The following is a 26,103-nucleotide window of genomic DNA, read 5'->3' as shown; positions in this document are numbered from 1 at the left end:
AAGCAAATGTATATTTTTTTCAGAAAAGAAAAAGCCCATCCGAAAGGATGGGCAGTAGAAACACTATTGAAAGCACAAGGCAATGAAATCAACACTATGCTTTACATCTTACTTATTGGAATAACATCCTATCTTTCTTAAAGTTCGGCACTCGCTGAGTCAATGAGTGCCTATAATGCCAAATGTTTTTATCACGCTTGTGCGTTTGCTTTTGCCTTGCCTTTTTTACCCACCATCTTAAGAGCGATAGTAAGGCCCATAGAAACGGCAACACCGATTATAAAGTAGGTTAGCCATGCCATAGGCTCGCTAATTACTGGTAGCATGAACACCGCACCACCTGCAATCGTGCCGATTTGGATCTTGGATGAGAGGATAAGAGCAGCCGCAACACCACCACCAATCATGTGAGCAGGGATGATACGCATTGGATCTTTAACAGCGTAAGGGATTGCACCTTCTGTAATACCACAGAATCCTAGAATGGCAGTAGATGGACCAGCAAGACGGTCTTCTTCGTCGAAGAAGCGAGGAAGTGCAATCGCCATAATACCAAGAGACATACCGGGGATACACTTCGCGGCCGTAAACGCGGCGTAGAACTCAGTGTTACCGTTTGTACCTGCACCAATACAGAATAGGTATGCGGCTTTATTAATTGGACCACCCATATCAAGGTTAGACATACAACCTAGGATGAAGCCGAGGATAAGCAGGTTTGAACCGCTCATTACGTTGAGCCAATCAGATAAAGAAGTGTTTAAGAACGCGAAGAACTTACCTGGGCCAACTAACATGAATAGAATCGTTAGTACACCAGCAACAAGAGGAGTAATAATAAGAATCTTAACTGATTCTAGTACTTGAGGTACCTTGATTTGACGAACAAGCATAACAAACAATGCTGCCGCCGCACCCGCTACAAGGCCACCAATGAAACCACCACTAACAATAGTTAGTTTACCGAAAGTGCCACCCACGGCAACATAACCACCAACGAATCCTGGTGCTAAGCCTGGTTTACCTACCATACCGTAGGCGGTAAATGCAGCAAGAACACAAATCAACAGTGGATTAAATGCTTTTAGTGCGATGTAGTATAGATAGTGAACAATACCTTGGTGCGTGGTTGCAAAGTCACCCATGAATTCTTTATCAGCAATTTGTTCACTTGTGAGGTTGTAAAGATGGGTATAGTCATAACCATAAAAAAGATTGAGTAAACCAACACAAAGGCCGCCAATAATAACAAGAGGAATGATGTGAGATACACCAGATAGTGCGCCCTTGTACCAATTTTTTAAGAACTTAACAACGAAGTTGCTATTGCTATCATCAGGTTCATCAAATGCCACGGTAGAAGCGCTAGTCACTTTAGAGACTTCACCACCTGCTGCTTCAATTTTTTGTACTAGGGCATCAATCATTGCATCCGCTTTCTTGACACCGTCTTTAACTTTACCTTGAACAGAGATTAGCCCTTCAAAACGTTCCATTTCCGCTACACCAACATCTGTGGCGAAAATGATACCTGAAGCTTCCGCGATATCTTGTGCCGTGATGCGGTCATCAATTCCGTTAGCACCTTGTTTTTCTACTTTAATATCATAACCGCGTGCTTTCGCTTTTTTTTCTAACGTTTTAGCCGCCATATAAGTATGAGCGACCCCAGCAGTACATGCAGTAATTGCTAAGATTTTCATCTTGTTATCCTTTATCTCGTCTCTCTACCGTCTCGTATTAGTTGCGAACTTTATTGATGGCCCTTTCAATCTCTTTAGAAGAGGTGCACAACTATTTCAGAAATATATGAGTTAGTCACGACTTACTCAGTAGCTATATATTCGTACTATTTGTCCTAACTTTCCGTGATAATTATCACATAAGAGCTATTTTATGTATTATAATTGTATTAATTTTAATGTAGCCACATTAATACAACTGAATAATACAATGAATCTACAATGTTAATACAAGAAATACAAACCATATTTGTATTTAACTTTTTGTTTATAAAGGATATTACCATCCAACCTTACTTTCATTCTACTTTTTATTATAGAATAAAAATAACTTCCATTCATTTTATACGATCCTTTTTCTAAAACGAATTGAGAACAAAAGCAGTAAATTTTAAATTTTGACTCTAAAAAAAGTACACAAATGTTGCTATCGATAACACAATAATCACGACGGCAATTCACTCTGTCACCTTGAACAATTCCTATTATCAAACTAGCATTCATTAACATAATCATAACAATTACAACCAGTGCAGTATGTTTCCAGCGTTATCATCAAAGATTAACGTTGGATGCACTCGACTAAGATGGGGGGATATCGTTTGCATCAACTAGCTACTGTCCGAAAATTGTTCATTTGTTTACTTTTACTCTCGCTACCAGTTAAAGCATTAGCTCAGACTTCACTCAACATGACACAAGGTGTGACAGAAATTAGCGGCAAAGTGTATGAATTGCATATGTTGATCTTCTATATATGCTGCGCCATTGCTTTTGTTGTGTTTGGTGCGATGTTCTACGCCATTTTCAATCATCGTAAATCTAAAGGTGCTGTCGCTGCCGATTTTCATGAAAGCACAAAGGTCGAGATTATATGGACAGTTATCCCTGTTATCATTTTGATCGCGATGGCGATTCCTGCAACCAAAACACTGATTGCGATGGAAGATACAAGCAAATCAGACTTAACTATAAAGATCACTGGTTCGCAGTGGAAATGGCACTATAGCTACTTTGGTGAAGAAATTGAGTTCTTCAGCTTACTCGCCACCTCCTCAGAAGAAATTGACGGTATTAAAGAGAAAGGGGCGAATTATCTACTTGAAGTTAACAATCCACTCGTCTTACCTATCAATAAAAAAATTCGTTTTTTACTCACTTCCGACGACGTTATCCATTCATGGTGGGTGCCAGATTTTGCAGTAAAAAAAGACACCGTACCCGGCTTCATCAATGAGGCGTGGACAAAAATAGACAAACCCGGCATCTATCGCGGCCAATGCGCAGAGCTTTGCGGCCAAGCCCACGGCTTTATGCCTATCGTCGTTCACGCGATGGAAGAAGATGACTACGAACAATGGTTATTAGGTAAACGTCAGGACGTCGAACGTCAAAAAATCGAGGCTGCCAAAGCATTGGCAAACAATATGCCATTAGATCAGCTCATGACCATAGGTGAAAAAGTATACCTGGAACGCTGCTCAGTATGCCACCAACCAAATGGAATGGGTCTACCGGCCGTATTCCCTGCTATCAGTGGAAGCCCTATCGCTACAGGTGATATTTCTCTGCACATTGACACCGTCGTTAATGGTCGCTCCGGTACCGCTATGCAAGCATTTGCTCTTCAACTCACCGATCAAGAAATCGCTGCCGTTATCACTTACCAACGTAATGCTTGGGATAATAAAACAGGTGATGTGATTCAGGCTTCCGATATCAATGCATTTAAGAATCCAGCTGAAGCAGATAAAAATTCGGAGGAAGAGCAATGAAAACTTCTATAGAAAGCAACAACATCGGCTCGACAATCGAATCAGAATTGATGGCGTCAGATACCGCTTCCTCCCATGACGTTCATCATGCTCCTAGCGGTTGGACTAGGTGGGTATTTTCAACCAACCATAAAGACATAGGCACGCTCTATCTTATTTTTAGCCTAACCATGTTCTTCATTGGTGGTGCGATGGCAATGGTAATCCGTGCAGAACTTTTTCAGCCGGGGTTACAACTTGTCGAGCCAAACTTCTTCAACCAGATGACAACGGTGCATGGGCTGATCATGGTATTTGGCGCCGTCATGCCGGCATTTACTGGCTTAGCCAATTGGATGATCCCAATGATGATTGGCGCGCCAGATATGGCGCTACCTCGCATGAATAATCTCAGTTTTTGGATATTACCTTTTGCATTCTTAATCTTACTGGCATCGCTCTTTACTGAAGGGGGCGGTCCGAATTTTGGTTGGACATTCTACGCACCACTTTCTACCACCTATAGCCCTGATAGCACCGCATTATTTGTTTTCTCGGTTCATATTATGGGTATTAGTTCTATTATGGGCGCGATCAACGTTATCGTCACCATTTTCAATATGCGCGCGCCGGGCATGACATTGATGAAGATGCCGATGTTTGTGTGGACATGGTTGATAACGGCATTCCTACTCATTGCCGTTATGCCTGTGCTCGCGGGTGCGGTAACCATGGTATTAACCGATAAGTACTTTGGCACTAGCTTCTTTGATGCTGCTGGGGGTGGTGACCCTGTCATGTTCCAACATATTTTCTGGTTCTTTGGTCATCCAGAAGTGTACATAATGATCCTACCTTCTTTTGGTATTGTTTCTGCCATTGTGCCTGCTTTTTCTGGTAAAAAATTATTCGGCTATAACTCCATGGTCTACGCTACGGTCAGCATCGCATTGATGTCATTTTTGGTATGGGCGCATCATATGTTCACAACGGGAATGCCTGTATTTGCTGAACTGTTTTTTATGTATTGCACCATGTTGATTTCGGTGCCCACTGGTGTGAAAGTATTCAACTGGGTTGCCACCATGTGGCGCGGCTCGCTCACCTTTGAAACCCCTATGTTGTTTGCTATCGCTTTCATTGTTCTATTCACCATCGGCGGATTTTCTGGCTTGATGTTGGCCATTGTTCCGGCGGACTTCCAATATCACGACACCTATTTTGTGGTCGCCCATTTTCACTATGTTCTGGTTTCTGGTGCCGTATTCTCCATCATGGCGGCTGCCTATTATTGGTTACCAAAATGGACCGGAAATATGTACAACCAACGCCTTAGTCTATGGCATTTTTGGACATCACTTATCTCGGTAAACATACTGTTCTTCCCCATGCATTTCCTTGGACTAGCAGGTATGCCACGCCGAATACCCGACTACGCCATCCAATTTGCCGACGTAAACCAGATTGTTTCCATCGGGGGGTTCGCATTTGGTATATCACAGCTGCTATTTCTTTGGGTTGTCATTAAATGCGTTAAAGGCGGAGAGAAAGCGCCGGCAAAACCGTGGGAAAGAGCCGAAGGGCTCGAATGGACGGTCCCTAGCCCCGCCCCTCATCATACGTTTGATCAACCACCGAAAATCGATTAGGTGTCGTCATGGGAATAGGTGAAAAAAAAGATAAGCAAAAAGCAAACAAAGCGCTGACGACCAAACTATTGTTTGCCGTCGTGGCGATGTTCGGTTTTGGATACGCGCTTGTGCCTCTATATGACGTCATGTGTGATGCTTTAGGCATCAATGGAAAAACGAATAAGGTCGCGATAGATCAGCCCCATGGAATGGTTATTGATCTATCTCGAACTATTAACGTAGAGCTTATGGCTCACATTCCGTCTGGTATGCTTTGGCAAATGAAACCAAAAGTTCGGACGCTCCAAGTTCACCCAGGACAGGTGATACAAACGGCGTATCTCGCCAAGAATTTGTCGCAACAAGATACGATTGTACAAGCGGTACCCTCGATCTCTCCGGGCATAGCAGCTACACATTTTAACAAAATGGAGTGTTTCTGTTTTACTCGTCAACCACTTAAAGCTGGGGAAAGCACCGAGCTTGGGCTGGTATTCTATATCGAACCAGATATTCCCGATTCCATTCATACCCTTACACTCTCTTACACCGTATTCGACATAACCGACTCAGTAGAACAAGAGCCAAAAAGTGTCGCCATGCTCGCTAACTCAACCGCGACACCAAGGAGATCAGAATGAGCGTAGAAGCCCCCCATCCACAACATCCTACTTACTATGTCCCAGCCCAGAGTCACTGGCCGATCATTGGTGCTATCGCTCTATTTTTGATCGCGGTAGGTGCAGGGGTAACCGTCCAGTATAAAGGGACCGAGAGCCTTGGGTCTGTCATCGGTAAAGGCGTATTAACCATCGGGTTTTTGGTTCTATTGTATATGTTTGCGGGGTGGTTTAAGAGCGTGATCACCGAATCTCTCTCTGGCTTGTACTCAGATCAGATCGATCGTTCATTCAAACAGGGCATGAGTTGGTTTATTTTCTCAGAGATTATGTTTTTTGGTGCTTTTTTTGGTGCGCTATTCTACGCAAGAATGGTTGCCGTGCCTTGGTTAGCGGGGGCAGATAACAATGCGATGACTCACGAAATATTGTGGCCCGCGTTTGAGGCCCTTTGGCCCTTAACCAGTACACCTGCAGGCCAGTCAGTCGAAGCCATGCCGTGGCAAGGGATTCCACTTAAAAATACGATAATCTTGTTGCTCTCTTCTATCACGTTGCACTTCGCTCATGTCAGTTTGGAAAAAGACCGTCGCACAGCATTGGTTTTCTGGTTAGAGATAACCATCGTGTTAGCAGGGCTGTTTCTGTTCTTCCAAATCGAAGAGTACATCCATGCCTACCAAGAACTCGGGCTCACATTGCAGTCTGGTATTTATGGCAACACCTTCTTTATGCTGACCGGATTTCACGGCCTGCACGTCTTATTGGGATCCATCTTTCTGATAATTCTGCTTTGTAGAATTGCGTATGACCATTTTACACCTCGAAACCATTTTGCGTTTCAAGCCGGAAGTTGGTATTGGCATTTTGTTGACGTGATCTGGCTCTGCCTGTTTGTATTCGTTTATGTGCTATAGAAACGGTTTAATTCACAAATACAACACATATTAACGATCAATAAGGACGAACATTGGGCTCTATTAAACCGGAGCTCAGAGCGATAATAAGTAATATAACGACACCTACTGACACCATGAGTCTCCGGCCTAAAAATTGACTCATGGAAGGACTATTTTCACCATCAGAAGGTGATGATTTCACCATATAATAAAGGGCTATCGCCAAGTTGCCAATGATGAAAAGTAACATGAATATCAGTGCTGTTTTGAAAGCAAAAACCATAGCATCTCCTATTGCTGTGTTATCCCACTCCGTTTCGTATTGGGTTGCAGCACTGTTAACTGTGGTTGTATTTTTTCTATTGGTCAACTTAGGATTCTGGCAATTAAGTCGAGGCGAAGCGAAACAGCTGCTTGAACAACAGTTAGAAACAAGAGCAGGGCAGACTCATATTCCCCTTAGTGAATTGACCGATTATTCGGTTCCTGTTACCGGACTAAAAGTATCCGCAGCCTTCAAACCCAGCAATAACCCCTTAATCTATCTTGATAATCAAACCCATAATGGGCAGGCCGGTTATTTGGTGTATCAAATTGTTAAGCCACATAACCATAATGAGCACCTATTGATCGAACTCGGATTCATACCAACGGGGGACGATCGTTCAGTACTCCCTGCTACTCCACAAACTTTACAACAAGAACGTTTAACGGGTCGGTTGTATGCTCGAAGCTTGAATAAGCTCAGCTCAGACCTGATGCCCGAAACTATCCAACATCTTAGAATCCAAAATTTGAACTTCAAACAGCTTGAAACCAAACTTATGGTTTCTTTATTACCTTTCGCTCTACAACCTGATCAAGTAGAAGACTGGCCTCTCCCTCAACCATGGAAACCGATACCCATGGCTTCATCTAAACACTTCGCTTATTCCGTACAGTGGTTTGCGATGGCAACCGTTTGGTTACTGCTCATGTTAACCATTTTCTATAAAAAATTACGAGCCATTAACAGGGATATATCATGACCATTTCACTAGAAGAAAACCCCACCAATAGCCGAACCAAAGGTCGAATCGTTTTGGTTTCTCTTATTCTCATGTTCATGATTCCAGCCATCGCGGCTAAATTGATATTGACTCAACATTGGTACCAGTCAGGCGTAACAAACAAAGGCGTCCTTATCGAACCAAGACTGACTTATTCAATGCTTAAGATAGAGATGCCCGTCAGTAAAATTTGGCACATGGGAATCGTCATCCCTGCTCAGTGTGGTGAGCTATGTAAACAACAGGTTTATTTACTCAACCAAAGCTATGTCGCACTAGGAAAATACCAACCTAGAGTTGAAGCCGTCCTTTACGTCACCGAAAAGAGTGACCTTAGTAGCTTATCCAGTTTAAGTGACTTATTTACAACCATTAAAGTGACAGATAACTTTATGGACTACGTCGATTCATCAGAGTATTTGTTAGTCGACCCTCTCGGACAATTAGTGATGAAATATCCTCGACAGTCATTAGAAAATGAACTTTTTAAGCAGCATAAAGAACTACTTACTGATTTTCGCAAGTTATTAAAGCTTTCCAGAGTCGGATAAGGATACCGAAATGCAGAACGAACCGCGGGTTTTATTATTGGTATTAAAGCTGAGTATTATATTAACTCTGTGTGTCATCGTTTTGGGTGCCTATACTCGTCTATCCGATGCAGGATTGGGCTGTCCGGACTGGCCGGGATGTTATGGCCACCTCAGTGTACCCACTTCCACGGCTGAGATAGCAAAAGCGAATCAACTCTACCCTCATCTTGACGTTGTCGAGAGTAAAGCATGGCCAGAAATGATTCACCGCTACTTCGCTGGCTCTCTCGGTTTACTTGTTTTTGCTATCACGTGGATTTCACTACGCCACAATCGTGTGGGCTTCATACTCCCAATCTCGCTATCGCTTGTCGTTATAGCACAAGCATTACTCGGAATGTGGACCGTCACCCTCAAGCTCATGCCTATTGTGGTATTAGCCCACCTGTTTGGTGGCTTTACTTTACTCAGTTTACTGGTGCTTCTGTATACCAAAATACGTCTACGTACCGCTGCGCCCGCACAAATTAACGAACCGTTACAAGGCGCTATAAAATCACTCGCATTGATCACGCTGGTTTCAGTCATCGGTCAGATATTTTTGGGTGGCTGGACATCAGCCAATTATGCCGCACTTATGTGCACCAGTCTGCCGATTTGCCAAGGTGAATGGACGCAATATCTTAATTTTAAAACGGCGTTTACACTCATCCAATCTGGCCATGATAATTATGAATTTGGCGTATTAGATTATGCAAGCCGAATGACCATACATATCAGCCACCGCATTGGTGCGATTATCGTCGCCATCGTTGTATTGCTATTTCATTGGCAAGCAAAGCGGAGCGCTGATCCATTTCTTCGCCATCAATCACATTGGCTGCTCTTTTTGCTACTGATCCAAATAACATTAGGGGTCAGCAACGTTTTACTTCAATTGCCGTTACCTATTGCTGTTCTACATAATCTTTGCGGTGCACTGATTCTCATTACCACAGTCAGAATCAACTACGTTATATACGTACACAATAAGGGCCACAACATTGCAACTTCTCACTCTATCGAATCAAACATTAGGGGGACTCATGAATAAAACACTTGTCGCAAGCAATACGGTTGCATTTGAACAGCCAAAATGGCGTCTTTACCTCTCGCTCACCAAACCAAAAGTGGTCGCACTTATGTTGCTTACTGCGGTTGTAGGTATGTGTTTAGCCGTGCCCACTTCATTACCGGTACAGCAAAGCCTACTGGGTCTATTGGGGATTGGCGCGATGGCGGGTTCTGCTGCCGCATTTAACCACCTAATCGATAGAAGAATCGATGCTTTGATGATGAGGACTCAAAAAAGACCGCTCCCTTCGGGAAATATCAACGCTTATGAGGTCTCGCTTTTTGCTTCCGCGTTAGGGGTCATTGGATTTGCCGTCCTCTATATTGGTGTTAACGCATTAACTGCATTTCTCACCTTGGTGAGTTTGCTCGGTTACGCAGTGGTTTACACCATGTACCTGAAAAGAGCCACGCCGCAAAATATTGTCATCGCAGGTATTGCAGGTGCGATGCCTCCTCTATTAGGTTGGACCTCTGTCACCGGAGAACTCCATGCTAACGCGTGGTTATTGGTTATGATTATTTTTGTTTGGACTCCGCCTCACTTCTGGGCACTCGCGATCCACCGAAAAGATGAGTATGCCAAAGCTGATATCCCTATGCTCCCCGTTACTCATGGAGTGGAATACACAAAAACAAGTATTTTGCTTTACACTATTTTACTATTTTTGGTTTGCTTATTACCGGTTCTTGTCGGCATGAGTGGAATGATATATTTGTCGATTGCTACGGTATTAAGCAGTGGGTTTATCTTCCATGCATGGCAGCTTAAATATAACTGTAAAGACAACACAGCAATGGATACATTTAAGTTTTCTATCTATCACTTAATGCTCCTATTTGTTGCTCTTTTGGTTGATCACTACCTAAATTTGTAAAATAACTCGTTTTTATGGGTATTTTTTGTCGAACAAATCGCATTAAATCGTCTTATTAATGAGACAGATACAATTTTACAGTGTAAATAGTGATGATGATGCAAATCTATTTACTAATAAACCCTATCGGATCAATGAGATCAGAGCTACACTAAATTCGAGTTAAAAAAAGATGACATTACATAACAGGAGTGTGCATGAATAACAAATTACTAATAGCAGTCGGTATGGGTTCTCTTCTTTTACTAGGAGGCTGTGCCTCTGGACCCGATGAAGAAACAACCAGTCAACTTGCCGCGCTATCTTCACAAGTAGATGAGTTAAGCAGTGAAGTTTCTTCGCTTAAATCAAGTCAATCAGCTGCTGAAATGAAAGCAGGTAAAGCGACTGATGCAGCTATGTCAGCTCAAGATGAAGCAGCTAGAGCAAACGAGCGAATCGATAATATCGCTCAGTCTTATACGAAGTAGTGTTCAAATACTAAGTAGTCATAGACAGCTTTACTAAATAGTAACAAAACAACGCTAAGCCCTAACCTTTGTTAGGGCTTTTTTTGATTTACGGTTTACAACCAATATCAGTCAAATTGTCTATATGCTTAAAATGAATTCGGTTTATCGAACCGATCGAGTCATACGGGCGTGAACACTTTTCGTCTAACCTATCTTTTAATGGTACTGGTATAAATACCTAGTATCTCAATTGAATTAACGCGAATAGTGTAATACATTCGCTCTGTCTCTAATTCATTAGGTTTAAAAGCATAATTTGGCAAAATTCTATGTCGTTTGGCAAGGCCGTAAAACGGGTATTTTTACTGATTGGGCAACGTGTAAAGCCCAAGTTGAAAAATTCCCTGGGGCTCGTTATAAATCATTTCCGACTCGCATTGAGGCTGAAGAGGCATTTGGTCAACCAGCGAATACCGGCGTAATATCCAAATCACCCGCCGTTAAGTCCGGACACGGAAGCAAATCTATCGCGGGCACTAAAAAACCAAAAGCCTCAGCTTTAACCGATGAACACATTAACGCCATGCCTTATGAGGTTAAAATTTTTACCGATGGTGCTTGCGAGCCCAACCCTGGTGAAGCAGGGTCAGGTATTGCTATCTATCATTCCAACAAGCTTACTGAGCTATGGTTTGGAATCTACCAAGCCGAAGGGACCAATAACACGGCAGAACTGAATGCTCTTCATCAGAGCTTATTGATCAGTCAAGCCTATCTAAATAACAACAAAACTGTTGGTATTTATAGCGATTCTAGTTACTCAATCCAGTGCTTAACCACATGGGCGAAAGGGTGGGCGAAAAATGGATGGGTTAGGAAAGGGGGCGAGATCAAAAATATCGAGCTTATTAAAGATATGTTTGCTTTATACCAAACCCTAGAGAGTAAAATAGCGATCCACCACGTCAATGGCCACATTGGTGTAGAAGGCAATGAACTCGCCGACAGAATGTCTATTTTAGCTATCGAAACGAAACAAGTTAAGCTGAGCTTATACACTGAAGCGTTAGATATTGACGCTATTCTTAAAAAACGCCGCGGATAAATCAACGCTAAATAAATCGATATATAATGTTGTTGATATCAAAAGTAATTATACATGCTAAGCAGTAAGGAAAAACCCAGAATGAGTAACCTCACTCAAGAACAAGAACACGCCATTACTCTTTTTAAAGGTAACCTTCATCTTCCTGATGGCGGCTTCCATCGCCTTATCCTTGCACTTTGCATAGAATTTCAATTGCCGTTTCAAAAGGTAAGAGCGGTATTGAAAGAATCACAGGTCTTTGTAGAACACAAAATCGTTAATGAGTTTGAAAGAGTAGATGAAAACACATTAACCAAAGAAAACTGGCTAAGCATTATCAGACAAACGTTGTCATCTCTGTCAAAGGATAACAAGCCGATTATGGAAAACCTCGTTAATAACCTGCACTACATAAAGGCTATAGACAATGCTGATAAGCCAATAGAGAGTGAACACGATCGTGAGAGGATTATCGCGGATCTATCTCAAGCGTATGAAACGGAAGTATACAAACCACTATCCGCTATGCTTTACACCTCTGATTTATATTGGTTATTATCCAACGAGTTAATCGAAATGGATGACGTTCGCTGCCAACCGTTTCAAGACTACCCTCAACATATCGAGGCAATAATGCACCTGACTACCCTTCTTCAACGCGTCGCTTCACTTTCCTTAACGATCAAATAGATCGCAACATACCCAACTCGAACCTAATCAGATTCGAGTTGGTCAAATTCGCTTCTCTACATTCATTTTAAACCGCAAAAAATGACGGTATTATCAAAAACAAGATCTACGCACCCAATCACTTAACCCAAAGTAATATTTATCGTTATACTCATAGAATAATAATATGTATTGGCTAGAAAAGAGACATTCATTTGGGCTTTATTAAAAAACACAAAACCATCATCAGTATGTTGCTTGTGTGGTCGATTTTGATTGCAGGTTCACTTAGCTGGAATATTATAGCCGCAAGAGAAAGCATCATAAGTCGCGCCTATAGCGAGGCGAAAACGTCTATCAATAAAGACATCACATTTCGCTTATGGGGAGCGTCTCATGGTGGAGTCTATGTGCCTATTTCGGATAAACAACAACCAATTAAATGGTTAAGTCATATCCCAAATAGGGACGTTAATCTACCCGATGGTACGATGCTCACCCTAGTGAATCCTGCCGCAATGCTTCGTCAACTATCTGAACAGTATGCTGAATTATTCGGAATACAAGGTAGGATTACATCCTTAAAGCCAATCAACAACGTTAATGCACCTGACGCTTGGGAAGCGCAACAGTTGACTGCATTTGAACAGGGTGTCATCACAGAAAGTTGGGATACAGAGTTAATCGATGGTGTACCGAATCTTCGCTACCTGAGAGCCATGAATGTTGAAGAAGGGTGCCTTAAATGCCACGCCTCACAAGGCTATCGACTTGGCGATATCAGAGGTGGTATCGGCGTAAGTTTACCTCTTACCGAACACTACCAATTAGTTCAGCGATCCATTAACAACCTGTCAGTTAGCCATTCTATCCTTTGGGTTTTAGGCGGATTGGGGATCTTTTTATATTCAAATATATCGTCTTCTCAGGTTAGGGAACGTCAACAAAGAGACATAGAAAGAGAAGAGTCAGCCGAGGTTTTAGGTCTTTATGCCAACGCCTTTTCCAGCAGTGGTGAAGCCATGTTAATCATTGACCAAAACCAAAAAATCATTAATGCAAATCGTGCATTTTTAAAACACAGTGGTTATTCAATTGAGGATGTTATTTCCAAAAACTGGGAAATGATGCACGCGGATAATACGCCAATTTCGACCTACCTTGAGATGACGAGTACGTTAGAAGACAAAGGATTTTGGCAAGGAGAAGCCTACGGCCGGAGAAAAAATGGCAACGTATTCCCTAAATGGCTCTCAATTTCCAAAATACAAAAGAAAAGCAGCGATTCATCCTTTTATATCAGTACTTATAGCGATATTAGCGAGCGAAAAGAAGCAGAAAAGAAGATTGCCCATCTTGCTCACTTCGACATTTTAACCGACCTGCATAACCGTTACAGCTTAGAAGAAAGGCTAGGTCGAGTATTGGAGCAAGCCCAAAAATATCACTACAAAGCGGCGATGTTGTTCATTGACCTAGACCGATTTAAAACGATTAATGACTCACTTGGGCACGCATTTGGCGACAAACTGATCATAGAAGTAGCGCACGAACTCTCCCAAATAAAGCGAGATCAAGATACCCTTGCACGGATCGGTGGTGATGAGTTTGTATTGGTTCTCCCTCAAGTAACCGATGCTTCAGATGTTGCTCTTGTTGCTCAACGGATCCAAGAGAAACTAAACAAGCTCTATCACATTAATAATCGTGATGTGGAGACCTCTGCCAGTATTGGTATCTGTTTATATCCAGATGATGGCACCACGACGGTTGAACTGATGAAAAATGCCGATATCGCCATGTACCAGGCAAAACTAAAGGGGCGAAATAACTACCAATTTTTTACCACCGCATTGTCCCAAGCTGCGGATGAAAGGTTGAAACTAGAGAACCAAATGCGGGTTGCACTGGAGTTGGGTCAATTCGAAATCTACTTTCAACCAATAGTGAACGCAACCTCTCTAGCTATCGTTAGTGCAGAAGCACTTATCCGCTGGAAACATCCAGAGCACGGGTTTTATCCACCCGACAAATTTATACCCATCGCAGAGGACACTGGATTCATTCACATCCTTGGCGATTGGATATTAGACGAGGCTTGCCATTCATTCTCTCAAATAAAACAGCGTGGCGGTGGCTTAAACAAAATATCCATCAACCTTTCAGTCAACCAACTGCAATCCACTAAACTGATCGACAAAGTAAACAAAGCAATGAAAAAATATGGTATTTCAGTCGGTGAACTAGAATTTGAAATCACAGAGACAGCCGCAATGCAAGATCCAGACTTTGCCGTTTCACAACTTACGGCTCTCAGCAATCTAGGTATCTCATTGGCTATCGATGATTTTGGCACAGGTTATTCATCGCTGAGTTACCTGAAAAAATTACCTATCCAAACCCTCAAGGTAGATAGGACATTTGTTAGCGATATAGGAAAGGATATCAATAATGAAGAGATCTGTATTACAACGATTACCTTAGCTCACAACCTAGGATTGCAGGTCGTTGCGGAAGGGGTTGAAACAGACGAACAGATCGCCTTTTTAAAACAGCACCACTGTGATCGCTTACAGGGTTACTACTTTAGCCGACCCGTCCCGATAAACGAACTTTGTCTATACATAGAGCAAAATACTGCGCCATCAATAATATGAAGATAGACGCCGTTTTCGAACAAAAACTATGGCCCTGCGATCTCTATAGGAATACCACTTTGAACTAGAATCGCCGCTTTTGCTTTATTTTTAGACATTCCAAATTCATCCATCCAACCCTCTAAACTCTGGGGTACAGCCAAGGTTTTTTTCTCACCGTTGCTTCTGGTCAAGGGTTCATGAACTTCCATAAATACGCTGCTATCAGGTTCTAACGTCATTTTCACAGGCGTATTCACTACTCTCACTTTCTCTTTACGAGAAACTTGATGAAATAACCAGTCAATATCCTTTGGTTCCATTCGAATACAACCAGAGCTTACACGCAGCCCGATACCAAAATCCTTATTGGTTCCATGAATGAGGTAATCTCCTACTCCATACCCTAAGCGTAATGCATACAGCCCCAAAGGATTATTTGGTCCTGCAGGGACAACCTTGGGCAGTTCAATACCATTGGCCAATGACTCAGCTCGAATTGTCTGAGTGGGTGTCCACGTTGGATCCTTGATTTTTTGGTTAATGTAAGACGTCATTTCTGGAGTATCGCGACCAATACGACCGATACCGACAGGGAAAACATGCACATTCTTTTTGTCTTTATCAAAATAATAGAGCCGCAATTCTGCAAGGTTAATCACTATTCCCTCGCGGTCTTTGGAAGGTAGAATAAAGAGTGAAGGTATAGTAAGGACCGTCCCTTCTTCTGGTAAAAAAGGGTCAACGCCTTGGTTTGCTGCCATTAATGATAGAAAACCGACATCATATTGTTTTGCAATACCGGCCATTGATTCACCCTGTTCCACCAAGTGATTCTGTATTCGACCAACAAGTTGACTGCCGTCGGTTGGCAGTCGATAACTTGCGGCTTGCAGTGGTGCAACAAACAGTAGGCTAACCAATAAAAACCATCTAAATATCATCAAAAATCTGTTCCTTTCGATTTAAAAACCCAACGAATACATTTTATAGTAACCACACTACTCGTCTCCATTTATTGGAGGAAATTTCTGTTTCAATATGACACCCATACTACTACATAATTGAGCAGACGAAATGTAAGAGATCTTATGAATCATCCTTTCTTAAAATGATTGAAGTTAAGAGTGTATGCAAACTGCATAGCACCAAAATTTTTTGACCATGCTGATGATCTTTTTTTTACAATGTAAATAAAGGCAACCATTTGATTTTAATAAAATGTTAGTATAGCAACTTACCTTACACCACAGGCTTAACTCCATGGGAAAACTATGTAAACTGCTCATTTTTGTTGCCCTATCCAACCTATTCTTTGTTGGGGCTATTTTCCTTATCGAGTATCAAACTGGCATTCTAGCGGTTAAATTCATATCGGATTACTTCTTCTATAGCATGATGGCGCAATGGCTTATTGGTACCTTCTTTATGGTTTCCCCACCGACAAATACTCGCTATATAAAACACAGCCCAAATTTAGCGACAAGCACAGCGGCGTCAATGAATGATGGTTCAGGTGAACAAGCATTTACTTACGTTGATCTACCTTTAAGTCAGAAATTGTTTCTTTCTGGTTCAGCTAGCCTCCTATTTTGTTTAGTGCTCTGATGACTAAAGAAAAGAACCGCATAAGATCACACCAATAAAAACAAAGCTTATCAAACATAACAGTAAATAAAACGTCACAAAAACAGCCTATTTATTCACGTATGTACGAAAATCGCGCAAGGATCAAGTTTCCCAACCTCTATAGTTTTTATACTCATAGGCTTGATTCAACCTATTTTCGAATCGGCTATCGCCACCAAGGAGCATTATGAAACCTCAGAAACAGCCTGCCAACCCTAATTTCTCTTCAGGCCCATGCGCCAAACGCCCAGGATACGATGTAAGCCAACTCGATTTATCCACTCTGGGACGCTCCCACCGCAGTACGATTGGTAAAGCTGCCTTGCAGTCGGCAATTGAACAGACAAAAGCAACGTTAGAACTTCCAGAAGGTTACCGAGTAGGTATCGTGCCCGCATCAGATACTGGAGCAATGGAAATGATCCTTTGGTCCATGTTGGGTCAACGTCCTGTTGATATTTTTACGTGGGAATCGTTTGGTGAGGAATGGCTCACCGATGTAACCAAGCAGCTCAAGCTCAACGACGTCCGCCATTTTGGTGCAGATTATGGACAACTGCCAGACCTTAATCAGGCTAATTCAGATCATGACGTCGTGTTTACTTGGAACGGAACAACGTCCGGTGTCTGTGTCCCTAACGGTGACTGGATAGAAGATGATCGAGATGGGTTGACTATCTGTGATGCAACCTCTGCTGTCTTCGCCATGCCAATGCCTTGGGATAAATTAGACGTTACGACCTACAGCTGGCAAAAAGTGCTGGGTGGTGAAGGCGGGCATGGTGTTATCGTGCTTAGCCCAAGGGCCGTTGAACGGTTAGAGAGTTATACTCCAAGTTGGCCGATGCCTAAAATCTTCCGCTTAACCAAAGGGAATAAGCTTATTGAAGGTATCTTTAGCGGCGCGACGATCAACACACCATCTATGTTGTGCGTAGCCGACTACTTAGACGCACTTCAATGGGTTGACTCTATTGGTGGCCTCTCTGCATGTATCGCAAAATCACAAGAAAACTTAGCCGTTATAGAAGAATTTATTGCCCATAATGAATGGATAGATTTTCTGGCAGTAGACCCTCAAACTCGTTCTAATACGAGTGTATGCCTCTCTTTAGACGCAACGCCAGAACAAGTTAAAGCGTTAGTAAAACTACTGGATGTTGAAGGTGTCGCCTACGATATTGGTGCTTATCGCGATGCGCCAGCTGGCCTTCGAATCTGGTGTGGCGCCACGGTTGAATCAAGCGATCTCAAAACACTACTTCCATGGTTAAGTTGGGGTTATCAGCAGGTTAATAAATAATCACACGTCCTTAAATGAATACTGAGTTCCACGTATAAGAGAGCCATACTAATGCGAAAAATTCGTACCTATAATAGTATCAGCCCCCATGGATTGGACTGCTTTCCTCGTGATAGCTATGAGGTCGCCAGTGAGATAAGCGAACCCGACGCCATCATGTTACGTAGTCAAAACCTTCATGACATCTGTTTTCCTGAGCGAGTTAAAGCCATTGCACGCTGTGGCGCTGGTGTTAACAACATTCCAGTGGGTGATTGCACCCATCAAGGGATTGTCGTATTCAACACGCCCGGAGCAAACGCAAATGCAGTAAAGGAGTTAGTCTTAACAGGCATGTTAATGTCTTCGCGAAAAATCATTAACGGTATCGATTTTACCAGAATGCTTGTCAGTGAACGCAATAACCCTCAGTTTTCAAAGCTGGTTGAAAAAGAGAAGAACAATTTTGTAGGCTCAGAATTATCAGGTAAAACGTTAGGGGTTGTTGGTTTAGGTGCTATTGGCGCAAGTGTCGCACACGCGGCGTTGGCTCTGGGTATGAAAGTGGTGGGTTACGATCCTGCACTCAGTGTCGACACAGCATGGCGACTCTCTTCACAAATACAACGCGCAGAGAATATGCAGTGGCTCATTGCACGCAGTGATTTTATCAGCTTGCATGTTCCTGCTAATGAACATACCAAGGATATGCTCAATTCAGAAACCTTGTCTCACGCGAAACCAGGTTCCGTACTGCTGAACTTCGCTCGTGGTAGTATTGTAAATCAACAAGCCCTTCTCGCTTCACTAGAACAAGGGTTGATTGAACAATACGTATGTGACTTCCCATCACCAGAACTTCTAGAGCATCCTCAAGTAATTCTGCTACCGCACTTAGGGGCAAGCACACACGAGGCCGAACAAAATTGCGCAACAATGGCCGCAGATCAACTGATAGACTTCCTTGAAAATGGTAATATTCGCAATTCAGTGAACTTTCCAACGATTAGTTTAGATAGAACGAAAGGTTATCGAATTGCTTTTGCTAACGACAACGTTCCGAAGGTATTAAGTCAGGTTCTTCTGGTTCTCTCTGACTTGGAGATCAACGTAATTGACATGCTAAATAGAAGCCGCGATGACATTGCCTACACCATTGTCGATATCGAATCTCAACCTACTGAGCATTTACTGGCTAAAATAGCCGCTCTCGAACATGTTTTTAATGTCAGTACGTTTTAATATCTGGTACAAATTAAGCGTGATTCACTACGCGTTTAATTTGTGCTACAACCTACCATAAGAGTTTATTCCTACAACCCCACTTCAATTCAGATATATCCTTACTTTATCTCTATAGCATGAGCATTATTGTATTTATCGCCACCTAGAATAATTTGAAACCAACACACGTTATAATACACTAACATAAGCAATCTATAACAATCGAAAATAATCAGATTACTATATTAGTAAATACGACTAAAATTTTAAAATTACTTTTAATACAATCAGTTATTGTAAGATCATCTAGTCATTACATTCCCCATAAGAATACTACATATAGTTAAACATATAAGATACAAATACTCATAATAATACTGTACTAACATCCGATTAATTATATAGCACATGTCATTTAAAAAATTAATATTACGCTATTATTACTATTAGAAAATACGTTTACCATAATGCCCTTCAACGCAGACCTTAACTGCACCTCTTAATCATATTACCTTAAATTCAACCTACATTACGGTTGAATTTTATTCACAATCAGAATCAAGGTTAATTCTTGATTCAATTAATGAGAAAATTTTAACATTTATGTTGAATGGAGAATTATGAAAAAAATAACATTATGTCTATTGGGTGCAAGTGTTGCATTCAATGTGGCCGCCGATGAAAGCGGTTTCTATATTGGTGGTAAAACTGGCTGGACTCATTTTTCCGGGAGCTGCGAACCATTAAGTTTAGATTGCGACAAAGAAGCGATGGGTGGCGGTTTATTCTTCGGTTATAGCATCAATGACTGGCTTGCAATTGAAAGTGGATATGATTACTTGGGTAAAGCTAAGGCTACTTACCCAAGTTCTAGTGGACCATCCGTAAACGCTTCTAGTAGCACGAAAGTCCAAGGCGTAGAACTCGGTCTTAAAGCCGATTATCACTTGGTCGATAGTCTAAATATTTTTGGTAAAATTGGTGGGTTCAATTGGCAAGCGGAGCAAAAGAGGCAGGAACTAAACCGTAGCACTCGTGATACAGATGACGGGACGTCCTTAATGCTTGGTACCGGTCTTGAGTATCATTTATCTGACCAGTTAAGAACGAGATTAGAATACCAATGGTTTAATGACGTTGACGGTTCAGACATTAGCTTTGTAACCGTAGGTCTAAGCTATGCGTTTGGGTCTGCAGAGAAAGCCATTCCCGTCACAGAACCAGAAGTTGCTATTATTGAGCCTGAAGTGATTGAACCTGAGGTCATTGAGCCTGAAGTGGTGAGCATCAATGAGTTGAATAGCTATGCTCTGTTCAAATTTGATGGCACTACCTTATCACCAGAAGCAAATGGACACCTGAGTCCAATGCTAAAAAGGCTTCAAGATCATTCAGAGGCCCAGTTGTTCATTATTGGCCATACCGATTCTCAAGGATCAGAGAGCTACAATGATCAAATCTCTCTACAAAGAGCACAAAGTGTCGCCTCCTATTTTGAAAATAATGGCATTGCGGCGAGTCGTATTCAGGTTGAAGGCAGAGGGGAAAGTGAGCCAGTAGCTGACAACAGCACGTTAGAAGGGCGAACACTGAATCGCCGCACTGAGGTCATTTCACCATCATTCACCCAATCAGCGCCATAAAACGCTTGTTATCATAAACTTACCTTCTAAGCCCTTCACTTTGAAGGTAGGTCTATAAACACTTTAGATATAAGAACTCCTGAATCAAGATTCAAGGGTTCTTATATCTATTTTTGAATAAGTAAACTAATTTCACCCTGTTACAAACCGCAATACCAATTTAAAAATTTAATTTGTCCGCAATATGAACATTATGTAACCGGCTTAACAATGGACATAAAAGTCCATTGTTAAGCCGTTTCTATTATTACTTACCCATTTTATTCTTTTTTAGGTATAGACTTAAGAAAAGCTTTTTAATCAGAAAGGGAAAGGAATGAAAGAGTTAAAAAATTTGACCATACTAATTATCTGCATTCTTACATTGACAGGTTGTACAGGAAAACCTAACGATATCGAACCTGTTGCCAATTTTGCTCTCGATAACTACCTAGGTAAATGGTACGAACTTGCCCGGCTAGATCACAGCTTTGAACGTGGGCTCAACAATGTCAGCGCAACGTATTCTGTCAATGATGACGGATCAGTACGTGTAATAAACCGCGGATGGAAAAAAGAAGACAAGGAATGGAGTGAAGCGGAAGGTAAAGCCAAATTTGTCACCACACCCGACATCGCGCATTTAAAGGTGTCATTCTTTGGGCCATTTTACGGCAGTTACATTGTCTTTTATATAGAGCCTGATTATTCAACGGCATTAATCAGTGGCTATAACACCGACTATTTTTGGATTTTGTCTCGCACACCGACGATTGCTCAGGATAAAATGGACAAGTACATCATGATAGCGAAAGCGGCTGGGTTTAATACCTCAGAGCTTATCTTTCCTACTCAGGAACCAAAATAGTCTATTTAACAACGCTCTGGTCTGTGGATCAGAGCAAAAAGCGCTTTACGAAGAACTAACGCCCCCGTACACATCGATAGTGAACCCTCTCTCTTTTGCATAATTTTTTGGCGTCAATCCAATCTGTTTTTTCAAATGCCTAATGAGATGTGGCTGGTCACTAAACCCAAATTGGAATGCAATCTCCACCCAGTCTATTTCACTAGTACTACGCTGATAAAGATATTCTAACATCTGTTCTAGTTTGTTCATTGTCTGACATTGTTTCAAAGTGAGCCCCGTCACTCGGCTGAAGCTTCTCTCCAGCGTCCTTTGCGAGCAAAACAACGCGCTACTTAGATCGGAAATAAGGGTATTACCAAGGAGCGGAAGGATTTTGTTAGTGAGTGCACTGTGTTGATCTTCTTTGCTGTTTTCAAGCCATGGTTGCAATAACTTATCTAATTGAGCACAGCAAAGATTAGGGTCATTTCTCGCATAATCAATAAGATCAAGCTCTACTAATCCATCCATACTAAATAGGCTGGTCAAGTTGAACGCTTCTACAGCGTCCAACATCGGATGGGCGCACGTGGGAATTTTTAATGAATACAAAGCACCAATACGGAACTTAATGCCCAGATGTACGAAGGCTTGTGAATGGTCCAACTGCAAGGTTTGCTGATGAGGAAATAACCAATGGCTACCCTTACCTTCAACTATTGCAGGATTCATGTCGTAACGATATTCTTGATTCGAAGGCGAAAGTATCAAGTGTGCGGACGGGTCTGGGTTTAGCTTGGGATATTGGTGGCTTGTTGCATCCGGTCGTTTTTCAATAAACCAATAACACTCAATATACTGTGCTACGTTGGATAATTCTGGAGCCTGAAGCCAATGAATCATAGTGTTGTATAACCGCGATCGTTTTTGTCATCTGACTATATGCTAAATAGAGACGAAATTCAGTGTTCTTGTAATGAAACAAAGGCTCAACCCCTTTATAGAATATGAACCTAATAGCGACAAGTTAAGCGCGACCAAATTCGAACTGAACGATTCGGTTTGAAGAAGTGAGCCCCGCTCGCATAATCGCTTTTTGTGCAGCTGTGTTACCACCTTCAGTTGAACACATCGCCTTTAATCCTTGTTCCGCTGCTCTATTTTTTAAGAATCGCAAGACTTTAGTAGCAATGCCTTTTCCTCGTTCAGATTTCGCCACAATCATGCCCATATCGGCAAAATCGACCTGATACTCGTCAAATAAACGGCACTCTCCTGAGGCGACTAATTTTTCACCTATCCAGTACCCCCAAAGCTCTTGGCGTTGAATCAAATTACCGTAATACCCAGATAACCATTGTTCCGGAGCACCGATAGCTTCGACGGCAAATTCTACAAAACTTTTAAGCTGTTCCTGATTGGCCATTTTCATTTCTAACCATTTTGTTTGGTCAACTTTACTTGTTGAATTTTGTTGATACATCAATGCATTTACCGTAAACGATGACGAATTGTCTAAACACAGCGAGAGATAATCCGTTTCAGCCGTACTGACAAATGCCCCGACAACCTCACCAATATCGACACTGTTTTTCTGCGCAATTAAGGTAAACAATTCTGTTGGCTGTACGTTAGCCACAGGCGACAAATAAAACTGCAACAGATAACCATCCCCATTGACGCAACAATATCCGACCAAAGCTCTATCTTCATAGAATCCAAAATGGTTCGACATAGGAGCAAATCCAAAGTGCCACATACCATCTAGTGGAGCCGTAGTTTGCGCAAAATAAGCGGCTCTTAACTCACTGATCTCATCTATTGACTCTATTTTTTTTATTTCTAACATCACTTTTCTACCTACCAAATTCAATCCACTATCATTTTAGACGGTGAGGACACTTAACTTTCGTCCGCCTCCCACATCTGATGGCAGAAATAGTAGTTGATGCACCTATAGTAAGATTGAACAAAAACGACAGATTATCAAAAAAATGAATAAATCGATTGACCTGACTATGGGGGTAACCCTTATAGTGTTGCGCTTTTCGACTCGCCTATATATCTTCAAAGAGGTTGTTAATGGCCATTGGTTTTGATTTCGGTACTGCTAACTGCTCGGTAGCGCATATTATTAATGAGAAGGTTCACGCCGTCCCATTATCTGGAAGTGATATTTATTTGCCATCAACACTCAGCGCACCCAATGCTGAGTCTGTGTCCGAGTACTTGTTCCGGTGCCTTGATATTAGACCGGCTAACGCTATCGGAGAGTCCGTACTCCGCCGCGCCATTAATCTGAATAAGGAAGAGGGGTTAATAGTTCGACCAGATGACATTCATTTTGGTCAAGCCGCCTTAGGTCTTTACTTAGACGACCCCAAAGATGTCTACTATGTACAATCACCCAAGTCTTTTTTAGGCACACAAGGTTTGCGAGATGTGCAGCTCTCTTTCTTTGAAGACCTCATCTGTGCCATGATGGCAAACGTAAAACAGAAGACAGAACTCGCTTTAAATGAACCCGTATCTGCTGTTGTTATTGGTCGCCCGGTGAACTTTCGTGGTCGCGGTGGTGAAAAATCCAACCAGCAAGCCGAAGGCATTTTGCAACGCGCGGCGACTCGAGCAGGTTTCAAGCATATTGAATTTCAATTTGAACCTGTTGCAGCAGGATTCGAGTATGAATCTAAATTAACTTCAGATAAAACCGTATTGGTCGTTGATATTGGCGGCGGTACCTCAGATTGTTCTTTAATTCAAATGGGCCCCACCTGGCGAGGAAATCAAAATCGCTCTGAATCCCTTCTTTCACATAGTGGTTTGTCCGTTGGCGGAAATGACCTTGATATTTCGATCGCATTCAAAAAATTCATGGCCGATTTTGGCCTAGGTACGGAACAATTATCAGGCTTACCTGTTCCTATTTCTCAGTTTTGGAACTGTATTGCCGTCAATGATGTCGTTGCCCAAAGAGACTTTTATAAATTCGATAATTTAAAGCCGATCTACGAACTCATTAAAAATGCAAAGCAACCAGAGAAGCTAAAACGCTTAGCATACGTCCATAAAGGGACGCTTGGGCACAGTGTTGTCCGAGAAGCTGAATTAGCAAAAATAGCACTCGGCGTTCAAGAGGAATACATTTCTACCCTTAATCTATTAGAAGAAACCCTTGATATTAGACTGCTTAAAGAACAGATGGCCGATGCGATTTCAGAACCAGTACGAAAAATCACGCAGATGGTACAAGAGGCAGAAAAACAGGGGCAAGTAAAACCGGATGTTATCTACATGACTGGCGGTTCGGCGCGTTCCCCCATACTGAGAAAGGCGATAAAATCGGTGCTACCAGATACAGAAATTGTGAGCGGCAGTTATTTCGGGTCGGTAACCGCAGGTTTATCTCGCTGGGCGGACCTCTGTTTCAAATAACGTAAAGTGCACATTGCCCTAGCATCACCAATGCATGCCTATCGATAGTCTTGCATCTGCTCGTACAGGTATTCTACAAATAGCTTTAATTGAGCTGGTACATATTTCGACTGTAAATATTGTGCAACTATTTGCCCCTGATAGCGGCCATTTAATGTCCAATCAGGGAGCACTTCTACCACCTCTCCTGACTGAATAAGCTCATTAATAGTAAACTCAGGAAATACCGAAATACCTAGCCCCCTCAACACAGCATCCTTTCTTATTTCGGTATGATTTACTGCAAAATTTCCGTCAATATTAACCGTTTCTATGTTACGTCCAAGGCTAAACGACCATTTCCTATCCGAGGCTGACTCACCCAATCGAATGCAGTTATGTGTGACCAAATCAGATGGTGAATGCGGTACACCGTGTGTGTCAATGTATGCAGGGTTAGCACATAGAACCAGCCGACTATTTCCTAATAATTTGGCAACCAAGCCTTCAACGGGTTTATCGGTAATATGAATGACAACATCTACCTCATTGCCGATTGGATCAATGAAATGATCTTCGGATTGAATCTGAATAGAGACGTTAGGGTAGACTTGCAGGAAATCCAAAATAATTGGCGATAATACTTGTCTAGCCAAAGCCTTCGGCGCCGAAACCCGAACCAAACCAGAAACTGTATCCGATTCTGAATAGGCAGCATTCACTGCCGATTTAGCCGAGTTCACCATATCGATACAGAGACAAAAGACCTCTTCACCAATTGTACTCAGGCGCAGGCTTCTGGTGGTTCTTTCAATCAATTTTTGCTGCAAAGCATTCTCTAACCTTGCTACCGAACGGCTAACAGATGAAGGCGCGACGCCAAGTTTTATTGCGGCTCTTGAAAAACTGCCTTGCTCAATGACAACAACAAAGGTAGCCATCTCTGGTAAAAGTACCAACAACTTATTCATATCCACAACGCAACAATCCTTTCCATTTTAGCCTATTGTTTATCACAG

General features: G+C 42.1%; 24 protein-coding genes. 18 read left to right on the top strand and 6 right to left on the bottom strand.

The window, feature by feature from the left end; all coding sequences use genetic code 11:
• Positions 1-191: 191 nt before the first annotated feature.
• Positions 192-1,703, bottom strand: a complete 1,512-nt coding sequence (locus tag AACW90_RS01835) for a PTS fructose transporter subunit IIC (RefSeq protein ID WP_390229945.1) — start codon at positions 1,701-1,703, stop codon at positions 192-194.
• Positions 1,704-2,344: 641 nt separating this feature from the next.
• On the opposite strand from AACW90_RS01835, the gene coxB reads away from it, so the two are divergent.
• Genes coxB through AACW90_RS01815 form a run of 4 tightly spaced genes read left to right on the top strand, consistent with a single transcriptional unit; the run spans position 2,345 to position 6,664 of the window.
• Positions 2,345-3,517 (top strand): cytochrome c oxidase subunit II, encoded by a 1,173-nt coding sequence (gene coxB, locus AACW90_RS01830; protein ID WP_390229942.1) that lies wholly within the window; start codon positions 2,345-2,347, stop codon positions 3,515-3,517.
• 50 nt (positions 3,518-3,567) lie between these two features.
• Positions 3,568-5,145, top strand: a complete 1,578-nt coding sequence (ctaD, locus tag AACW90_RS01825; protein WP_390230834.1) for a cytochrome c oxidase subunit I — start codon at positions 3,568-3,570, stop codon at positions 5,143-5,145.
• 8 nt (positions 5,146-5,153) lie between these two features.
• A complete protein-coding gene (locus tag AACW90_RS01820; RefSeq protein WP_390229939.1) occupies positions 5,154-5,768 on the top strand; it encodes a cytochrome c oxidase assembly protein in 615 nt (204 codons plus the stop codon).
• Positions 5,765-6,664, top strand: coding sequence for a cytochrome c oxidase subunit 3 (locus tag AACW90_RS01815; RefSeq protein WP_390229936.1), 900 nt, complete (start codon positions 5,765-5,767; stop codon positions 6,662-6,664). Before AACW90_RS01820 ends, AACW90_RS01815 begins: the two co-directional genes overlap by 4 nt.
• A 37-nt stretch (positions 6,665-6,701) precedes the next feature.
• Here AACW90_RS01815 and AACW90_RS01810 read toward each other — a convergent pair whose 3' ends face one another.
• Positions 6,702-6,896, bottom strand: a complete 195-nt coding sequence (locus AACW90_RS01810; RefSeq protein ID WP_390230831.1) for a DUF2909 domain-containing protein — start codon at positions 6,894-6,896, stop codon at positions 6,702-6,704.
• On the opposite strand from AACW90_RS01810, the gene AACW90_RS01805 reads away from it, so the two are divergent.
• The 8 genes from AACW90_RS01805 to AACW90_RS01770 all read left to right on the top strand — a co-directional run bounded on the left by AACW90_RS01805 (position 6,895) and on the right by AACW90_RS01770 (position 15,084).
• Positions 6,895-7,674 carry an SURF1 family protein gene (locus AACW90_RS01805; RefSeq protein ID WP_390229933.1) on the top strand — a complete coding sequence of 260 codons (780 nt, stop codon included), beginning with the start codon at positions 6,895-6,897 and terminating at the stop codon, positions 7,672-7,674. The two genes, AACW90_RS01810 and AACW90_RS01805, sit on opposite strands and share 2 nt — an antisense overlap.
• A complete protein-coding gene (locus tag AACW90_RS01800) occupies positions 7,671-8,246 on the top strand; it encodes a redox-active disulfide-containing membrane protein (RefSeq protein WP_390229930.1) in 576 nt (191 codons plus the stop codon). The genes AACW90_RS01805 and AACW90_RS01800 overlap by 4 nt, the downstream gene beginning before the upstream one ends.
• 10 nt (positions 8,247-8,256) lie before the next feature.
• Complete coding sequence (locus AACW90_RS01795; RefSeq protein ID WP_390229927.1) at positions 8,257-9,321, top strand: COX15/CtaA family protein; 1,065 nt, start codon at positions 8,257-8,259, stop codon at positions 9,319-9,321.
• A complete protein-coding gene (gene cyoE / locus AACW90_RS01790) occupies positions 9,314-10,219 on the top strand; it encodes a heme o synthase (RefSeq protein WP_390229924.1) in 906 nt (301 codons plus the stop codon). The genes AACW90_RS01795 and cyoE overlap by 8 nt, the downstream gene beginning before the upstream one ends.
• Positions 10,220-10,416: 197 nt before the next feature.
• The gene (locus tag AACW90_RS01785) at positions 10,417-10,689 is read left to right on the top strand and encodes an Lpp/OprI family alanine-zipper lipoprotein (RefSeq protein ID WP_195705942.1); all 273 of its coding nucleotides are present in this window, start codon (positions 10,417-10,419) and stop codon (positions 10,687-10,689) included.
• A 298-nt stretch (positions 10,690-10,987) separates the two neighbouring features.
• A complete protein-coding gene (locus AACW90_RS01780) occupies positions 10,988-11,776 on the top strand; it encodes a ribonuclease H1 domain-containing protein (protein WP_390229921.1) in 789 nt (262 codons plus the stop codon).
• A gap of 81 nt (positions 11,777-11,857) precedes the next feature.
• Positions 11,858-12,448, top strand: coding sequence for a hypothetical protein (locus AACW90_RS01775; RefSeq protein ID WP_390229919.1), 591 nt, complete (start codon positions 11,858-11,860; stop codon positions 12,446-12,448).
• A gap of 194 nt (positions 12,449-12,642) precedes the next feature.
• The gene (locus AACW90_RS01770; RefSeq protein ID WP_390229916.1) at positions 12,643-15,084 is read left to right on the top strand and encodes a putative bifunctional diguanylate cyclase/phosphodiesterase; all 2,442 of its coding nucleotides are present in this window, start codon (positions 12,643-12,645) and stop codon (positions 15,082-15,084) included.
• A gap of 26 nt (positions 15,085-15,110) precedes the next feature.
• Here the strand turns inward: AACW90_RS01770 and AACW90_RS01765 are convergent, their stop codons facing one another.
• On the bottom strand, positions 15,111-16,007 hold the full coding sequence (locus tag AACW90_RS01765) for a L,D-transpeptidase family protein (RefSeq protein WP_390230828.1): 897 nt from the start codon (positions 16,005-16,007) through the stop codon (positions 15,111-15,113).
• A gap of 319 nt (positions 16,008-16,326) precedes the next feature.
• Here AACW90_RS01765 and AACW90_RS01760 point away from each other — a divergent pair, with 319 nt between their 5' ends.
• From AACW90_RS01760 to AACW90_RS01740, 5 genes are all read left to right on the top strand, one after another.
• Complete coding sequence (locus AACW90_RS01760) at positions 16,327-16,671, top strand: hypothetical protein (protein ID WP_390229913.1); 345 nt, start codon at positions 16,327-16,329, stop codon at positions 16,669-16,671.
• A gap of 208 nt (positions 16,672-16,879) precedes the next feature.
• Positions 16,880-17,995, top strand: a complete 1,116-nt coding sequence (locus AACW90_RS01755) for a phosphoserine transaminase (protein ID WP_390229910.1) — start codon at positions 16,880-16,882, stop codon at positions 17,993-17,995.
• A gap of 51 nt (positions 17,996-18,046) precedes the next feature.
• Positions 18,047-19,216: a 3-phosphoglycerate dehydrogenase family protein gene (locus AACW90_RS01750; protein ID WP_390229906.1), complete on the top strand. Its 1,170-nt coding sequence runs from the start codon at positions 18,047-18,049 to the stop codon at positions 19,214-19,216.
• A 602-nt stretch (positions 19,217-19,818) separates the two neighbouring features.
• A complete protein-coding gene (locus tag AACW90_RS01745; RefSeq protein ID WP_390229903.1) occupies positions 19,819-20,841 on the top strand; it encodes an OmpA family protein in 1,023 nt (340 codons plus the stop codon).
• Between the two features lie 316 nt (positions 20,842-21,157).
• Positions 21,158-21,688 (top strand): lipocalin family protein, encoded by a 531-nt coding sequence (locus AACW90_RS01740; RefSeq protein ID WP_390229900.1) that lies wholly within the window; start codon positions 21,158-21,160, stop codon positions 21,686-21,688.
• A gap of 45 nt (positions 21,689-21,733) precedes the next feature.
• On the opposite strand, the gene AACW90_RS01735 is transcribed toward AACW90_RS01740, so the two are convergent.
• Entirely contained in the window at positions 21,734-22,573 is an 840-nt protein-coding gene (locus AACW90_RS01735) for a helix-turn-helix domain-containing protein (protein ID WP_390229898.1), read from the bottom strand.
• 124 nt (positions 22,574-22,697) lie between these two features.
• Complete coding sequence (locus AACW90_RS01730) at positions 22,698-23,519, bottom strand: GNAT family N-acetyltransferase (protein ID WP_390229896.1); 822 nt, start codon at positions 23,517-23,519, stop codon at positions 22,698-22,700.
• Positions 23,520-23,752: 233 nt separating this feature from the next.
• Between AACW90_RS01730 and yegD the strand changes: the two genes are divergently transcribed.
• Positions 23,753-25,105, top strand: a complete 1,353-nt coding sequence (gene yegD / locus AACW90_RS01725; protein ID WP_390229893.1) for a molecular chaperone — start codon at positions 23,753-23,755, stop codon at positions 25,103-25,105.
• 38 nt (positions 25,106-25,143) lie between these two features.
• Here yegD and AACW90_RS01720 read toward each other — a convergent pair whose 3' ends face one another.
• Complete coding sequence (locus AACW90_RS01720) at positions 25,144-26,061, bottom strand: LysR family transcriptional regulator (RefSeq protein WP_390229890.1); 918 nt, start codon at positions 26,059-26,061, stop codon at positions 25,144-25,146.
• Positions 26,062-26,103 lie beyond the last annotated feature (42 nt).

This window comes from Vibrio frigidus (assembly GCF_042465995.1).
Classification (GTDB): Bacteria; Pseudomonadota; Gammaproteobacteria; order Enterobacterales; family Vibrionaceae; genus Vibrio.
Note: the sequence above shows the minus strand (reverse complement) of the source record. Positions and strands in the feature narration are given on the sequence as shown.

Excerpts from the sequence above, each read along its gene's own strand:
- AACW90_RS01835 (WP_390229945.1), bottom strand. The coding sequence starts at position 1,703 with ATGAAAATCTTAGCAATTACTGCATGTACTGCTGGGGTCGCTCATACT.
- ctaD (WP_390230834.1), top strand. The coding sequence starts at position 3,568 with ATGGCGTCAGATACCGCTTCCTCCCATGACGTTCATCATGCTCCTAGC.
- AACW90_RS01820 (WP_390229939.1), top strand. The coding sequence starts at position 5,154 with ATGGGAATAGGTGAAAAAAAAGATAAGCAAAAAGCAAACAAAGCGCTG.
- AACW90_RS01815 (WP_390229936.1), top strand. The coding sequence starts at position 5,765 with ATGAGCGTAGAAGCCCCCCATCCACAACATCCTACTTACTATGTCCCA.
- AACW90_RS01805 (WP_390229933.1), top strand. The coding sequence starts at position 6,895 with ATGAATATCAGTGCTGTTTTGAAAGCAAAAACCATAGCATCTCCTATT.
- AACW90_RS01810 (WP_390230831.1), bottom strand. The coding sequence starts at position 6,896 with ATGTTACTTTTCATCATTGGCAACTTGGCGATAGCCCTTTATTATATG.
- AACW90_RS01800 (WP_390229930.1), top strand. The coding sequence starts at position 7,671 with ATGACCATTTCACTAGAAGAAAACCCCACCAATAGCCGAACCAAAGGT.
- AACW90_RS01795 (WP_390229927.1), top strand. The coding sequence starts at position 8,257 with ATGCAGAACGAACCGCGGGTTTTATTATTGGTATTAAAGCTGAGTATT.
- cyoE (WP_390229924.1), top strand. The coding sequence starts at position 9,314 with ATGAATAAAACACTTGTCGCAAGCAATACGGTTGCATTTGAACAGCCA.
- AACW90_RS01785 (WP_195705942.1), top strand. The coding sequence starts at position 10,417 with ATGAATAACAAATTACTAATAGCAGTCGGTATGGGTTCTCTTCTTTTA.
- AACW90_RS01775 (WP_390229919.1), top strand. The coding sequence starts at position 11,858 with ATGAGTAACCTCACTCAAGAACAAGAACACGCCATTACTCTTTTTAAA.
- AACW90_RS01765 (WP_390230828.1), bottom strand. The coding sequence starts at position 16,007 with ATGATATTTAGATGGTTTTTATTGGTTAGCCTACTGTTTGTTGCACCA.
- AACW90_RS01760 (WP_390229913.1), top strand. The coding sequence starts at position 16,327 with ATGGGAAAACTATGTAAACTGCTCATTTTTGTTGCCCTATCCAACCTA.
- AACW90_RS01755 (WP_390229910.1), top strand. The coding sequence starts at position 16,880 with ATGAAACCTCAGAAACAGCCTGCCAACCCTAATTTCTCTTCAGGCCCA.
- AACW90_RS01750 (WP_390229906.1), top strand. The coding sequence starts at position 18,047 with ATGCGAAAAATTCGTACCTATAATAGTATCAGCCCCCATGGATTGGAC.
- AACW90_RS01745 (WP_390229903.1), top strand. The coding sequence starts at position 19,819 with ATGAAAAAAATAACATTATGTCTATTGGGTGCAAGTGTTGCATTCAAT.
- AACW90_RS01740 (WP_390229900.1), top strand. The coding sequence starts at position 21,158 with ATGAAAGAGTTAAAAAATTTGACCATACTAATTATCTGCATTCTTACA.
- AACW90_RS01735 (WP_390229898.1), bottom strand. The coding sequence starts at position 22,573 with ATGATTCATTGGCTTCAGGCTCCAGAATTATCCAACGTAGCACAGTAT.
- AACW90_RS01730 (WP_390229896.1), bottom strand. The coding sequence starts at position 23,519 with ATGTTAGAAATAAAAAAAATAGAGTCAATAGATGAGATCAGTGAGTTA.
- yegD (WP_390229893.1), top strand. The coding sequence starts at position 23,753 with ATGGCCATTGGTTTTGATTTCGGTACTGCTAACTGCTCGGTAGCGCAT.